The following is a 14,214-nucleotide window of genomic DNA, read 5'->3' as shown; positions in this document are numbered from 1 at the left end:
GGCGGCGTATCCTGCGAACATGCCCCTCCCGCCTGAATCTGGCCGGGAACTCGACCAAGCGGTGCAGAACGCGGCTGTCGAGCACCGCCGCGCCGCGCGTGCCGCCGAGATCGCCATCCGGCATGAGGCACAGATGGAAACGGCCACCGAGGAGATGCGGGGATTCCACGGGCGCATGGCGGCCGTGCACCGCCAAGTCGAGCAGCAGCACCGAACCGCGGCCCGGATCCACAGCGTCCATGCCGACCGGCTGCGCCGCTGGCACGAGGGATCCGTCGACCCGCAGGTCCAGCCCAGGTTCATGGCGGCCGTCGCAGAGACCCTCGGTGCGGCGGGCGCCGCGCTCACATTGTTCGGGCCCGATGAGGCCGAAACCCTTGCCGCGGCCTCTGACCCGGCCAGCAGGACTGCCCAGGGCCTCGAGTTCACCCTCGGCGAGGGGCCGGCCCGTGAAACGGTGAGGCTGTGCCGCCCGATCATCGCCGCCGGCATGCAGATGGCGCAGATATGGCCGATCTACGGTCCCGCCGTGGAGCAACTGGGCATCCGTGCGGTCGCGGCCGTCCCGGTCGCGGCAGCCGGTGCCCGCCTGGGAGCCCTCACCATCTTCGACCCGCCGCGGGCCCACGGCCCGGATCTGGAGACGTTCCAAGCGGCCGCGGTCACTCTGGCCGTGTCGCTGCTACCCCCGTGGAGCGCACCCGATGCCGATCAACCCGTGGGCCGGCCGCCGTTTCTCGAGCAGGGCGATCCGTGTGCCGTGGTGAACCAGGCCGCCGGCATGGTGTCGGTGCAATGCCGCTGCAGCGCCGCGGACGCGCTCGCTCTGATCAGAGCGCACGCCTTCGCAGAGAACCGGCCGGTGGACGATGTGGCCGCCGCGATCATCGACCGCACGCTTCGCCTGAACTGAGGGAGCCTGCGGGGATCGTAAACAGCCAATCGGCTGTGGCCAGCGCGCTCGTCTTGGGGTCAGGCGCTCTGTGGGCTCTGCCGGTGTTGTAGTGCTTGAGGCAAGCTCCAGGGAGCGCTGCAGGTGCCGCTCGCTGACGAGGAGCATGCGGTCGGTGCACTCGGATCGGATGGTGCGCACGACCCGTTCGGCGTGGGGGTTCATCCGCGGGCACTGCGGCGCACTCCGCAGAAGCGTCATGAGGATCTTCGTGTTCTGGCCCGGTGGCGCAGCGAGCGGGCCAGAATGCTGTCATGCAGGGTGAGTGGACGGGTGAAGTGTCGGTCCGGATGTCTGGGCTACGTGTCGGGAGGTCAGGCTGCGTGAATGAGTGGTGCAGCGCCCGGTATGCCCTGCGCCACGCCCAGGCGACAGAACGCCGAGTGCCGTGGCACCGGCCGTCCACGTGTGGGGGCACCGCGAGACCCGGATGGCCTCGGGCGTCTCTCGACAGCGTTGCCCGGGACCATGGACGCCATGATCGGCTAGCTGGCACGATCCCCGGAGTATCGGGTGTTTCAGTCCGCCGATCATCTGCCGCCCGGGTGCGCGCTCCATGCTCGCCCGATATCCTGCAGACGTGGTGTGGTGAGCGGAGTGGCGCGCCGGCCAACGCACCCGGGGCCGCGGGCCCCGATCGTTGCCCTGCCTATAACGGCTGCGTTCCGGACCTGCCGCCGCTGCGGGCGGCGGCCAGCGGAACGCGGGCGCAGTTGATCGCGAGGAAGCTCCTCATGGAGTTCGACGTCACCATCGAGATACCGGCCGGTTCGCGCAACAAGTACGAGATGGACCACGCGCGCGGCCGGATACGCCTGGACCGGATGCTGTTCACCGCGACCCGCTACCCGGCGGACTACGGGTACGTTGACGGGACGCTGGGCTCGGACGGAGAGCCGCTGGACGCGCTGGTGCTCAACGGCGAGCCGATCTTCCCCGGCGTGGTCATCCGGGTCCGTGCACTCGGGATGTTCCGGATGAGCGACGAGTCCGGCCGCGACGACAAGGTCCTGTGCGTGCCGGCCACGGACCCGCGCGTGGCCCACCTGCGTGAGCTTGAGGACGTGTCGGAGTTCGACCGGTTGGAGTTCGCCCATTTCTTCGAGGTCTACAAGGCGCTGGAGCCGGGCAAGTCCGTCGACGGCGCCTCGTGGGCCGACCGGGCCGCGGCCGAAACCGAGATCGTCACCTCCCGCGAACGCGTCGCGCGATCGACTCCGCGCACCGGCGATCCCGGGACCGACCCGGCAACGTAACGCCCCTCGGTGCTCGAACGAGCCGGACGCTGTGGTGGTGTCGGCCCGAGGCGATTGCGGGTACTGTGAGAGTCGGATCATTTGCCGTCCACGACGCCCCGGCCCTCGGCGCTGCCATTCCCGCGCATCGAACCCGCTCCGGCGTCAGGTCCGGCCGCTCTCCGGCCGAGCGCCCTGCACAGCGTCATCGATGCGCCCCGGTCGAAACTCCGAACGACCCGAGGAGCGCGCCTTCATGTTCGCTGTCACCGTCATCGTCATCGTCCTGCTGGTTGTGGCACTGGTGGCCGTCGCCGGCTACAACAGCCTGGTCAAGAAGCGCAACCGCACCAAGGAGGCCTGGTCCCAGATCGATGTGGAGCTCAAGCGCCGGCACGATCTGATCCCGAACCTGGTGGCGAGCGTGAAAGGCTACGCGGCGCACGAGAGCGGCACGTTCGAGGCGGTTACCGCGTCGCGGGCGGCTGCGATCAGTGCTGGCGCCGGCACGAACCCGGCCGCCATCGCGAGCGCCGAGAACGCGTTGAGCAGTTCACTGCGCTCGCTGTTCGCGGTGACCGAGAACTACCCGGCGCTGCGCGCGCAGGAAGGCTTCCTGGGATTGCAGGAGCAGCTCGCCACCAGCGAGGACAAGCTCGAATACGCCAGGCGCCACTACAACACCAGCGTCCGCGATTACAACACCGCGACGCAGTCCTTCCCCCGGACCGTGCTGGCCAGTCCCTTCGGGTTCCGTCCGTTCGAGTTCTTCGAAACCGCCGCCGATCGGGAGACCCCGGTCGTCGACTTCGCCGCGCCGAGCGGCTCGACGGCGAACTGAGGCGTGGGCAGCGTGTACGAGCAGATAGCGAGCAACAAGCGACGCACCATCCTCTACATCGGCGTGTTCATCCTCGTATGGCTCGGCATCGGCGCGATCGTGGGCACGCTGTACGACGCGATTTCGCCCGGGCTCCCCGGCGCGCCGAGCACGGAAACGCGCGATCTGGTGGCCGGGATCGCTCTGGCCTTGGTGCTCGCGGCAGCGGCGACCGCGTTCACCCTGTGCTCGGGGACCCGCCTGGTGCACCGGCCCGTTTTGTCGGATCGAGCCGCGGAAACCGGACAGATCGCAGCGGCACGACTGTCTTGCATCGCCGGATTGCTCGCCGCTCTCGGCGCTCGACTACCTGAGTCCACCTGAGTCCGCTGGCGGCGCGGCCACTGCCCGCGTGTTCTGAGCGGCGGTTGCCAGCGGTGATAGGTTGAAGCCGATAAGTCCACTGCGGCGCTCACGATCATCGTGGCGCCTCTCGCGGCCCCGCCTTTGCTCAGGTCCAGACCTCGCTTCGGTCATGACGGCGGTCTCCCATCTCGCTGATACTGCGGTATCGGATAGGGGCCACGGCATGACCCGTCTCACCCTCGCAGCCATCGTCGCCGCGCCGCCCACTCCGGGTGCGCGTCTCGGCCCTGCATGCAGCCAGCGCTTCGCCCTCCGCTTGATTCGGCCGGTGTGATGGCGATTCCCACGATCGCGCAAGGCGATCCGGTCGAGGCGACTGACGCCGCGTCGCCGCCTCCCGATCCCGCCGAGCCCCTGGCGCTGCTCCTGCAACATCTACGCAGTTCGCCGGCGGGAATCTCGGATCGCGAGGCGGCGCGCAGGCTCACCGTCTACGGCCCCAACGCACTGGCCGGCCGCGGAAAGAGACAGTGGCCTGCGGAACTGGTACGGCAGGTGACCCACCCCCTCGCCTTGGTCCTCGCGGTGGCCGGGGTGCTGGCCTGGGCCAGTGGCACCGCCTCGCTGGCGATCGCGATCGCCGCGGTGATCGTCTTGAACGCGGCGTTCGCGTTCTTCCAGGAGGTGCAGGCCGAGAAGGCGGTGGAGGCGCTCGCGGCGTTTCTGCCCGCCCGGGCACACGTCTGGCGCGATGGACGGGACCAGGAAGTGCCGGCGAGCGCGTTGGTGCCGGGCGATGTGCTGGTGGTGGCGGAGGGTGAGAGCATCTGCGCTGATGCCCGCCTGATCGCCGGGGCTCTCGAGGTCGACCTGTCCACGCTGACCGGGGAGTCGGCCCCCGTTTCGCGCTCGGCCGAGGCCCCTGATGTGGCCGGTCCGCTGCTCGAGGCCCGGGATGTGGTGTTCAGCGGCACCGTGTGCACCGGGGGCCAGGGGCGCGCCGTGGTCACCGCGACCGGAATGCACACCGAACTCGGCCGCATCGCGGCGTTGACCGCGCGGGTCAAGCGCGAGGACAGCCCGCTGGAGCGGCAGGTGAAGAAGGTCGCCTGGCTGATCGCCGCGGTCGCGGTCGGCTTCGGGATCGCGTTTTTGCCGCTCGGGCTGCTCGCCGGGCTGGCTTGGGGCGCCGCGATCAGTTTCGCGATCGGGTTGTTGGTGGCCAATGTCCCTGAAGGGCTGCTGCCCACCATCACACTCTCGCTCGCTGTCGGCGTGCGGGACCTGGCCCGGCGCGGTGGTCAAGAGGCTCAGCGCCGTCGAGACGCTCGGGTCCACCACCGTCATCTGCACGGACAAGACCGGAACCCTTACCCAGAACCGGATGCGGGTGACCTCGGTCTGGACCTGCGCGGGCTCGGCCGATCCGTACACGCCGGCCCAGAGCGAGCAGGACGTGAGCGGGATCGAGGTGATGGCCCGTGCTGCAGCGCTGTGCACGAGCGCCGAACTCCCGCAGGGCGCCGCGGCCAAGGCGAGTGGTGATCCGACCGAGATCGCCCTGCTCAACGACGCGCCCGCGCTGCGGCGCGCCGACATCGGCATCGCGATGGGCCGCTCGGGCACCGACGTTGCGCGCGAGGCGGCCACGATGGTGCTGACCGACGACGACTTCGCCACCATCATCGCCGCCGTCCAAGCCGGCGCCGCATCTATGACAATATCGGCAAATTCATCGTCTATATCTTCGCGCACGCCGTGCCCGAGATCGTGCCGTTCCTGGTCTTCGCCCTGTCCGGCGGGAAGATCCCGCTGCCGTTGACGGTCATGCAGATCCTCGCGATCGACCTGGGCACCGATACCCTGCCCTCGCTCGCCCTGAGCTGGGAACCGGCCGAACCCGGCCTGATGGACCGGCCCCCGCGCAAACGCGGCCAAGGGGTGATCAGCGCCCGGATGCTCGCCCGTGCCTGGGGCTTCCTCGGCGTGATCTCCGCCGTGCTGGTGATGGCCGGGTTCCTCGTCACCCTGCTGCACGCGGGCTGGCGCCCGGGTGACGCGACCGGCGCCGGCGCCCCCTTGCACGAGGCCTACCGGCAGGCCACCACCGTGAGCTGGCTCGGCATCGTCGCCTGCCAGGCCGGCACCGCCTTCGCCGTGCGCACCGAACACGCGTCGCTGCGCTCGGTCGGCGTGCTGACCAACAAGCCGCTGCTCGGCGCCCTCGGCTTCGCCCTCGCCTTCGCCGCCGTCATCATCTATCTGCCCGCACTCCACGGCCTGTTCGGCACCGAGGCCCTCTCCCTCGGCCAAATCGCCACCGTCCTTCCGTTCCCCTTCATCGTCTGGGGCGCCGACGAGATCCGCCGCCGGCGCCGCCGTGCAGCCGAAGAGAAAGGCGGCGGCTGAAGATCGGCGGCACGCGCTCGCGCCGGCGCACGAGCAGCCTGAGGGCGCCACGGCCTCACACGGTATCGCCGGCGGCCGATCAGTGGGAGCATCAAAGTACTCAGCGTGCCTGGATCCGTCTGGACCCCGCCCTTCTTCGCCGCTCGTCACCGAACGACAACCCAGCGAAGAAAGCGGCGAAGACCCATGACGAGAGACCCTACGAGACAGTTCACCATCGGCAGCCCGGTCCGGTGCAGCGACGGGGTATGCGGGCAGCTGAGTCGCGTGGTCATCGAGCCGGTGGACCGCGTCCTGACCCATCTGATCGTGAAACCGGACCACCGGCAGAACGCTTCCCGCCTCATCCCCCTCGACGTGGTGCGATTCCCGCGCCGAGGCAGGCCCGACGAGATCGTGTTGCGCTGTTCCCTCGCCGAGTTCGAGACCTTCGAACGCGCGCTCGAGACGCACTTCCTCGCCGGCGCGAGCGGTCACTGGGGCTACCGGCAGGAACAGATGCTCACCTGGCCGCACTACCGGCTCGGCCTCGGAGGTGGCCTGGCCAGGGGAGCTGACGCCTCGGACGTACGTACCGGCGCGGAGCGATCGATCCTCGGCGGCGGCGCGACCCGCACGCCCGCTCGCGATCGCGTACCCGTCCGCGGCATCCAGGTACGCCGTGGCGATCGCGTTCAGGCCCTCGACGGGCCGATCGGCCGGGTCCAGGGCCTGATCGTGGACCGTACAGACCACCAGGTGACCCACGTGCTGCTCGATGAGAGCCACCTGTGGGACCAGAAGAGGGTGGCCATCCCGATCGGCGCGGTCATCGACATGAAGCACGCTGTCCGGCTCGACCTCACCAAGGACCAAGTGCGCAACCTGCCTCCGGTCGAACTCGACGTCCAGGAGTGACGCGGCACCACTACGTTCAAGGAAAGGTTCCCTCGTGAAGCTCCTGATCATCCTCATCGTGATCGTCGCGGCATTGTGCCTGCTCGGGTTCGCCCTGTCCGCGAAGATCGTCAAGCAATACGAGCAGGGCGTGCTCTTCCGGCTCGGACGCGTGCTCGGGGCGCGCAAGCCCGGCTTCCGGATGATCATCCCGTTCGTCGACGTCCTGCACCGCGTCTCGCTGCGGATCATCACCATGCCGATCCAGTCCCAGGGCATCATCACCCGCGACAACGTCAGCGTGGACGTCTCCGCAGTCGCCTACTTCCGCGTCGTGGACGCGATCAAGTCAGTGGTGGCGATCGAGAACGTGCACGCGGCGATCGACCAGATCGCCCAGACCACGCTGCGGAAGGTCGTGGGCCGGCACACGCTGGACGAGACCCTGTCCGAGACCGACCGAATCAACCTCGACATCCGCCAGATCCTGGACGTCAGCACCGTCGAATGGGGCGTGGAGGTGACCCTGGTCGAGCTCAAGGACATCCAGCTGCCCGAGAGCATGAAGCGCGCCATGGCCCGCCAGGCGGAGGCCGAGCGGGAGAAGCGGGCAAAGATCATCAGTGCCGAAGGCGAGTCCCTGGCCGCGGCGGCGCTCGGCGACGCCTCGGACACCATGATGGCCCACCCCCTCGCCCTGCAACTGCGCAACCTGCAGAGCCTGGTGGAGATCGGCGTGGACAAGAACACCACCATCGTCTTCCCTGCTCCGCTGATGACCACCATCGCCGAACTCGGCGCGTTCCTTGCCCGAGAGAAGACCGCCGCCGGCCCCGCCGTCGCGGTTTCCCCGGTCATCGCAGCCGGCGCGCCGCCGGCCGCCGCCACGATCAACGGCATTCCCGATGCAGGGAAGTGACACAATGCCCGCCCGGGCACGGGAGGAGCGGGCGCCATGCCGGACGCGGTCCAGCGCCGCCGGGCACCGCCGCCGTGCGGGCTCGTCAGGGCCCGGGCGGTTCAGCGGTAGAGTGGCCGTGTCTCCCCAGACCCCGGCGGCGTGCAATGTCTTGCAGGAACTGCGGACCTTCGCCGGCAGCGCCGGGGCCTTAGCGCCTTCAGGGCCCGGATCCGTGAAGGTCTGCCAGGCAGCGCGGCGGGAGGCCTCGACCTTGTGCTGAGCAAGCAGATGACCGCGGTGCTCGCGCTGCTCGGCGGCGCCGGGGAGCGGGCCGCCGGACCGGCCGCCGCGGCTGCAGCGGCGGCCGCCGCTGCGCTGGGTGTCGACGGGATCGCGGCCGGGATGGGCACGGGACCTGCGGGCGTGGTGCTGGCCTGGGGCCAGCGGGAGGCCTCCGCCGCGCTGGAGGACGCGCAGTTCACCCTCGGCCAGGGCCCGTGTGCCGAAGCCGTGGCCGCCGGAGCACCGATCCTGATACCCGACCTGGCCGCCGCAGCCGCACGCTGGCCCGCGTTCACCCCGGCCGCCGCGGCGCTGGGCGTCGGCGCGCTCTTCGCGTTCCCGCTCCAGATCGGGGCGATCAGCGTCGGGGTGCTCCTGGCCCATCGCAGCGCCACCGGGCCGATGTCCCCCCAGCAGTTCGCCGACGCCCTCGGCCTGGCCGACGCGGTCACCGTGCTGCTGGTGCACCACGCGAACCCCGGCACCGACCCAGCTGACGCCCTACCAGACGCGCCGCATCCGGGCCGGGCAGCGCCCGCCACCTACCGCGCACAGGTGCACCAGGCCACCGGAATGATCAGCGTGCAGCTGGATGTGGGCCTGGCCGAAGCCCTGGCACGGCTGCGCGCCCACGCCTACGCCCAGGATCGCTCCGTGGCCGACCTCGCCGACGACGTGGTCGCCCGCCGCCTGCGCTTCCACCGGTCCGACCCGTGAAAGCCGACGCCGATGCCCCCGAACCGCGACCCCGCCCGCCCCGCCGACAACCTCCCCGGAGAGATGAACATGACTCGTGAACAGCAGCTCGCCGAAGCCTTCGTCGAGGCGGCCGACACCCTGGTCGACGACTTCGACGTCATCGAATTCCTCCACACCCTCGCCCAGCGCTGCGTGACGCTGCTGGAGATCGACGCCGCAGGCCTTATGCTCTCGGACCAGCGCGGCATCCTGCACGCGACCGCGGCCTCGGCGGAAAACGCCCGCCTGCTCGAACTCTTCGAACTGCAGTCCGACGCAGGCCCCTGTCTCGACGCCTTCCGCACCGGCGAGCCCGTCGTCAACGCCGACCTGCACACCAACGAGCACCGATGGCCCCGCTTCGCCGAAGCGGCCGAGGCCACCGGCTACGTCTCCGTCCACGCCCTGCCGCTGCGCCTGCGCTCCACCGTGATCGGCGCCCTGAACCTGTTCTGTGCCCAACCCGGGCCGCTCAGCGACGAAGACATCCGCACCGGCCAGGCCCTCGCCGACATCGCCACCATCGGCATCCTGGCCCAGCGCAACATCCACCAGGCCGAGTTGCTCACCACCCAACTCCAGAACGCCTTGAACAGCCGGATCGTCATCGAGCAGGCCAAGGGCGTACTGGCCGGACACCACCGCATAACCGTCGACGAGGCTTTCACGCTGCTGCGCGTATACGCCCGCAGCCACAATCGCCGACTGTCCGACCTCGCCCGCGACGTGGCCGTGCAGGACCCCGCCGTCAGCGAGCTCCTCTCCAGCCGGTCCGCTCCCGCCACACTGACCGACGCCGATTGACAGCCGACGCGCTTCCCGGACCCCGCCCGCGACCCCGACCGGCAGACTCCCGGCCGGCCGGGGAATCACCGGGCCGGGACACGGTTCGCTGGAAGGCAGCGGCCGGGAGCACTACCCCTGGTCGGTCACGTCCGGCCGCTGTAGCGTAGGGGGCGTCACCCCGGACCCCGGCGGCACGACCATCCGCCGTCATCGCGGATCTTCTTCGCCAGTTCGGGGTTTTCGCATGTATGGACCGATTCGAGTCGCGATATCGCGACCAGGTCTCGCACAGACCCGGCCGAAAGCGCGGCGGACACCGACGCCCGCCCGAGACAGCCGGAGATCACACCGGTTGACCATCACCGCCTTGACCGGCGCCTCGCGCCGGGCCGCCGACGGATCAGCTCGGCGCGTCCGGGTGAGCCGGACGAGGAGTGACGCGTCATGAACACACAGATCATTGATACCTGGGTCACGAACCCGCAGACCCTCTCCCCGCAGCTGTTGCGCGCGATGGACGCGTATTGGCGGGCGGCGAACTACCTCTCAGTCGGGCAGCTCTACCTCTACCGCAACCCCCTGCTGCGCGAACCGCTCCAGCTCAAGCACGTCAAGCCGCTGATCGTCGGGCACTGGGGTACCACCCCGGGCCAGAACTTCATCTACGTGCACCTGAACCGGGCCATCAAGAAGCACGAGCTGGACATGCTCTACGTCGCCGGCCCCGGCCACGGCGGCCCAGCGCTGGTGGCCCACACCTATCTCGAGGGCAGCTACAGCGAGATCTATCCCGACATCAGCCAGGACGAGGCGGGGATGGAGAGGCTGTTCACCCAGTTCTCCTTCCCCGGCGGCATCTCCAGCCACGTCGCGCCGACCACGCCCGGCTCGATCCACGAGGGCGGCGAGCTGGGCTACTCGCTCAGTCACGCGTTCGGGGCCGTGTTCGACAACCCCGAGCTGATTGTTGCGTGCGTGGTCGGCGACGGCGAGGCCGAGACCGGCCCGCTGGCCACCGCGTGGCACTCCAACAAGTTCCTCGACCCGGTCGGCGACGGTGCGGTCCTCCCGATCCTGCACCTGAACGGGTACAAGATCAGCAACCCCACGGTGCTGGCGCGCATCGGGCACGACGAGCTCGTGCAGTTCTTCCGCGGCTGTGGCTGGGAGCCGCACTTCGTGGAGGGCGACGAGCCCGAGGTGATGCATCAACTGATGGCCGCGGCCGTGGACCGGGCCGTCGAGGAGATCCGGCGCATCCGGCACGCGGCGCGCGAAGGCGGCGAGACGGCGCGTCCGCGCTGGCCGATGATCGTGCTGCGTTCGCCCAAGGGCTGGACCGGCCCGAAACTCGTCGACGGCCTGCCGGTGGAAGGCACGTTCCGCTCCCACCAGGTGCCGCTGCTCGTGGACGCCGAGCATCCCGAGAACCTCGCCCACCTCGAGAACTGGATGCGCGGCTACCGCCCGGCGGAGCTGTTCGACCAGGACGGGCGACTGATGCCGGAGCTGGCCGAACTCGCGCCCGAGGGCGAGCGGCGGATGGGCGCGAACCCCCGCGCCAACGGCGGCCTGCTGCTGCGCGACCTGCGGATGCCCGACTTCCGCGCCCACGCGCTGAACGTGCCCGCGCCCGGCGCGGTGACGGCGCAGGACACGGCCGTGCTCGGCCGATTCCTGCGCGACGTCCTCACCCTGAACGCGGACCGTCGCAATTTCCGGATCTTCGGCCCCGACGAGACGCTCTCCAACCTGCTGGGCGCCGTGTTCGAGGCCACCGACCGGCAGTGGGACGCGCAGCGGCAGGACGGGGACGAGTTCCTCGCGCCCAGCGGACGGGTGCTGGACTCCATGCTCAGCGAGCACCAGAGCGAGGGCTGGCTGGAGGGCTATCTGCTCACCGGGCGCCACGGGGTGTTCAACTGCTACGAGGCGTTCATCCACATCGTCGACTCGATGTTCAACCAGCACGCCAAATGGCTGAAGGTCACCAAGCAGCTGCCCTGGCGGCGCGACATCGCCTCGCTCAACTACCTGCTCGCCTCGCACGTCTGGCAGCAGGACCACAACGGCTTCACGCATCAGGACCCGGGGTTCCTCGACCACGTGGTGAACAAGAAGTCCGACATCGTCCGGGTCTACCTCCCGCCGGACGCCAACTGCCTGCTCTCGGTATTCGACCACTGCCTGCGCAGCCGGCACTACGTGAACGTCGTGGTCGCCGGCAAACGCGCGATGCCCCAATGGCTCTCGATGGACGCCGCGGCCGTGCACTGCACCGAGGGGATCGGGATCTGGCCGTGGGCGAGCAACGACCAGGGCGCCATCCCGGACGTCGTTCTCGCCTGCTGCGGAGACGTCCCGACCCTCGAGGTGCTCGCCGCCACCTCGATCCTGCGCGAGCATCTGCCGGACCTGAGGATCCGCGTGGTCAACGTCGTGGACCTGATGAGGCTGGAACCGGACACCGAGCACCCGCACGGGCTGAGCGATGCGGACTACGACGCGCTGTTCACCACGGACAGACAGATCATCTTCGCCTTCCACGGCTACCCCTGGCTCATCCACCGGCTCACCTACCGCCGCACCAACCGCAACCTGCACGTGCGCGGCTACACCGAGGAAGGCACCATCACCACGCCCTTCGACATGAGGGTGCAGAACCGGCTCGACCGGTTCCACCTCGTCCTCGACGTACTCGACCGGACCCCCGGCATCGGAGCCAAGGGCGACTACCTCAGAGCCATGATGCACGACAGGCTCGTCGAGCACACCCGCTACATCGCTGTGCACGGCCGGGACCTGCCCGAGATCCGCGACTGGACCTGGGCTGCGAGGCCGTGAGCGAAGCCGGACGCGGCAGCGGCCCATCTGCACGCAGCTGTGATCTACCCGGCGCGCGGCACCGCCGCAGAGCGTCGCCGAGAAGGCCGCCGACGGTCGGCTCCCCGCGCGAGACGACCGTCACGCGCACCCGAACGAAGGAGCGAGGAAGTCTTATGACAGATGCCATCGCGGTTCTCGGCACACCGGACGAACGCAGCGCCCCGCGCGCCCTGCTGTGGCTCGGGCGGTCGAGGGTGATGTCCCCGGCCTGGACCGCCATGCGGATCTGGCTCGGGATCATGTGGATCCAGGCCGGTGCGTCCAAGGTGTGGGGCGCGGAGAACCCCGCGTTCCTCCACCACGGCGGCGTCGGCGTGATCGGCTTCGCTACCCACGGCACCTCGGCCTACACCTGGTGGCACACGTTCCTGACCGGCTTCGTCGTCCCCAACGCGGGCTGGATCGGCGTACTGGTCGCCGTCTCCGAGCTCGCCATCGGCGCCGGCCTCGTACTGGGTCTGTTCACCCGCACCGCAGCCCTGGGCAGCCTCGCCCTGCTGTTCACCTACGTCATGTCCGGCACCGCGAGCGTCTGCGCGTTCTACGCCCTGTTCGCCATCGTGCTCCTCGCCACCTGGCGCACCTCCGGCTGGCTCGGGGCAGACGGCCTCATCGCCGGATACCGCGTTCGCCGCCGTGGCCTCCGGCATGAACACCGCGATCACCCGGACTCCCAGGAGGCACAGGCAGCCCGCGAGGACGACGACAGCCAGGACGACCCCGCGCAGAACGCCGCCACGCGGTCCCCTGCCACCGGTCCTGTTACCGGCGCCGTTCCCGGCCCCGTGCCTGAACCCGTAAGCCAGCCTTCGCCCTCGCCGAGCGCCAACGGGACCGGCGAGCACGATCCGGGTCCGGCCATCACCTCGCGTGGCAACCGCGCTCACTAAAACGCCGCCACATCACGGCGAGTCCGCCCGCAACAGTGCTCCAGCGTCCGGACGGACTCGCCGCTCTGACTCGCGTGTCTGTCCAAGCGCTTCCCGGCTCATGGCCGAGATCGCCCACCAGATCAGGCGTCGGGTCCGGCTTCCCGGGCCGATTACCGGTCGCGGGATTTGCGTCGATCGCGGCGGATGCTATGCCGTAGCTGGGTGATGCGCGCGGTTCCCGCGGCGGCCAAGACCAGGGCGCCCGGGTTCGCATACCCGGTGCCCAGCTCACGCCGGCTGGGCGTTACTCTTCCGGGAACGTCGCCGTCGTGGCCGGGTCCGGGGAGCCGGATATCGTCGCTGCCTCACTGCGCAGCGGCTGATCCCTCGGGCGGCTGGCTGCGCGCGTTGTTCTCGAGGCCGTCAGGGTTCTGCCGAGTGCGCGCGTCCAGCCGTACGGCGAGCCACCGCAGCCTCGTCGGCGCCGTCTGTGGCGTGGCTTCGCCCCCCTCTCCGTTCCCTCCGCTTACTCCGATTTCGATCCACCCCCCGGCAAAGAATGCGGCGCAGGTCGCGGCATCGGCCCGATCCAGCTTGGTGACGCCGAGGGATGCGTCCTGGTGCGCGAGCAGGCCGTCCTGAAGACGCAGGCCCAAATCCCGGTCGTGCTCGTGCGGGTGGATCATCAGCTCGGCGCATGCGAACACGTGGCCGGACGCGGTCAATTGCTCGAGGTTCTCCGGGAGCGGACCCGTGAACTCCTGCCACCACGAACCGTCGCGGGCCAGCGGGAAGCCGAAAGCGCATCCGACCAGGCTCGTACCCTGCGCGATCACCATGTCGAAACCCGGGCGCCGCACGTCGGCGGCCAAGCGCCGCAGGAACTCCTCCCGACCGCGGTATTCCTCGCCGGGCTTCGCGTGTGACGACTCGACGTAGAGGTCGGCGAGCTGCTCGCGCAGCGTCTCTGCCTGCCACCGGTCGAGCCGGCGCAGCGGTACGACGCCAGCGGCGAGCGGTCGGCGCAACAGTGCCCTGCGCGCCCGTCCCCCCTCGTTGGGCGCTTTCACGACACGCCGTCCGAGGCGAGC

Annotated in this window: 11 protein-coding genes and 1 pseudogene; 11 read left to right on the top strand and 1 reads right to left on the bottom strand. The window is 69.8% G+C overall.

The genetic code is table 11. The features are described from left to right. The first annotated feature begins 19 nt into the window (after window positions 1–19). From ACTRO_RS06445 to ACTRO_RS06395, 11 genes and pseudogenes are all read left to right on the top strand, one after another. Complete coding sequence (locus ACTRO_RS06445; protein WP_034261962.1) at window positions 20–913, top strand: ANTAR domain-containing protein; 894 nt, start codon at window positions 20–22, stop codon at window positions 911–913. A 773-nt stretch (window positions 914–1,686) separates the two neighbouring features. Further along, entirely contained in the window at window positions 1,687–2,208 is a 522-nt protein-coding gene (locus tag ACTRO_RS06440; protein WP_051450398.1) for an inorganic diphosphatase, read from the top strand. Between the two features lie 235 nt (window positions 2,209–2,443). Next, on the top strand, window positions 2,444–3,028 hold the full coding sequence (locus ACTRO_RS06435; RefSeq protein ID WP_034261959.1) for a LemA family protein: 585 nt from the start codon (window positions 2,444–2,446) through the stop codon (window positions 3,026–3,028). 12 nt (window positions 3,029–3,040) lie between these two features. Further along, complete coding sequence (locus ACTRO_RS06430) at window positions 3,041–3,391, top strand: hypothetical protein (protein WP_157435848.1); 351 nt, start codon at window positions 3,041–3,043, stop codon at window positions 3,389–3,391. A gap of 315 nt (window positions 3,392–3,706) precedes the next feature. Further along, window positions 3,707–5,782: pseudogene (locus tag ACTRO_RS50760) on the top strand (cation-translocating P-type ATPase). A gap of 186 nt (window positions 5,783–5,968) precedes the next feature. Beyond that, entirely contained in the window at window positions 5,969–6,679 is a 711-nt protein-coding gene (locus tag ACTRO_RS06420; protein WP_157435846.1) for a PRC-barrel domain-containing protein, read from the top strand. A gap of 43 nt (window positions 6,680–6,722) precedes the next feature. Further along, complete coding sequence (locus tag ACTRO_RS06415; RefSeq protein ID WP_425394873.1) at window positions 6,723–7,577, top strand: slipin family protein; 855 nt, start codon at window positions 6,723–6,725, stop codon at window positions 7,575–7,577. Window positions 7,578–7,832: 255 nt separating this feature from the next. Then, window positions 7,833–8,558 carry an ANTAR domain-containing protein gene (locus ACTRO_RS06410; RefSeq protein ID WP_051450395.1) on the top strand — a complete coding sequence of 242 codons (726 nt, stop codon included), beginning with the start codon at window positions 7,833–7,835 and terminating at the stop codon, window positions 8,556–8,558. A gap of 69 nt (window positions 8,559–8,627) precedes the next feature. Continuing rightward, window positions 8,628–9,383, top strand: coding sequence for a GAF and ANTAR domain-containing protein (locus ACTRO_RS06405; protein WP_034273412.1), 756 nt, complete (start codon window positions 8,628–8,630; stop codon window positions 9,381–9,383). A 426-nt stretch (window positions 9,384–9,809) separates the two neighbouring features. Next, entirely contained in the window at window positions 9,810–12,209 is a 2,400-nt protein-coding gene (locus ACTRO_RS06400) for a phosphoketolase family protein (protein ID WP_034261946.1), read from the top strand. Between the two features lie 155 nt (window positions 12,210–12,364). Continuing rightward, on the top strand, window positions 12,365–13,141 hold the full coding sequence (locus tag ACTRO_RS06395; RefSeq protein ID WP_034261943.1) for a DoxX family protein: 777 nt from the start codon (window positions 12,365–12,367) through the stop codon (window positions 13,139–13,141). A gap of 347 nt (window positions 13,142–13,488) precedes the next feature. Here the strand turns inward: ACTRO_RS06395 and ACTRO_RS06390 are convergent, their stop codons facing one another. Continuing rightward, window positions 13,489–14,193: a hypothetical protein gene (locus ACTRO_RS06390; RefSeq protein ID WP_211244121.1), complete on the bottom strand. Its 705-nt coding sequence runs from the start codon at window positions 14,191–14,193 to the stop codon at window positions 13,489–13,491. Between the last annotated feature and the right edge of the window lie 21 nt (window positions 14,194–14,214).

The organism is Actinospica robiniae DSM 44927, from assembly GCF_000504285.1.
GTDB lineage: Bacteria > Actinomycetota > Actinomycetes > Streptomycetales > Catenulisporaceae > Actinospica > Actinospica robiniae.
The sequence above is the reverse complement of the archived record's forward strand: the minus strand, read 5'-3'. Positions and strand labels throughout refer to the sequence as shown.

What these genes read in the sequence shown, in the direction of transcription:
- ACTRO_RS06440 (WP_051450398.1), top strand. Translation starts at nt 1,687, where the DNA reads ATGGAGTTCGACGTCACCATCGAGATACCGGCCGGTTCGCGCAACAAG.
- ACTRO_RS06445 (WP_034261962.1), top strand. Translation starts at nt 20, where the DNA reads ATGCCCCTCCCGCCTGAATCTGGCCGGGAACTCGACCAAGCGGTGCAG.
- ACTRO_RS06420 (WP_157435846.1), top strand. Translation starts at nt 5,969, where the DNA reads ATGACGAGAGACCCTACGAGACAGTTCACCATCGGCAGCCCGGTCCGG.
- ACTRO_RS06405 (WP_034273412.1), top strand. Translation starts at nt 8,628, where the DNA reads ATGACTCGTGAACAGCAGCTCGCCGAAGCCTTCGTCGAGGCGGCCGAC.
- ACTRO_RS06400 (WP_034261946.1), top strand. Translation starts at nt 9,810, where the DNA reads ATGAACACACAGATCATTGATACCTGGGTCACGAACCCGCAGACCCTC.
- ACTRO_RS06395 (WP_034261943.1), top strand. Translation starts at nt 12,365, where the DNA reads ATGACAGATGCCATCGCGGTTCTCGGCACACCGGACGAACGCAGCGCC.
- ACTRO_RS06435 (WP_034261959.1), top strand. Translation starts at nt 2,444, where the DNA reads ATGTTCGCTGTCACCGTCATCGTCATCGTCCTGCTGGTTGTGGCACTG.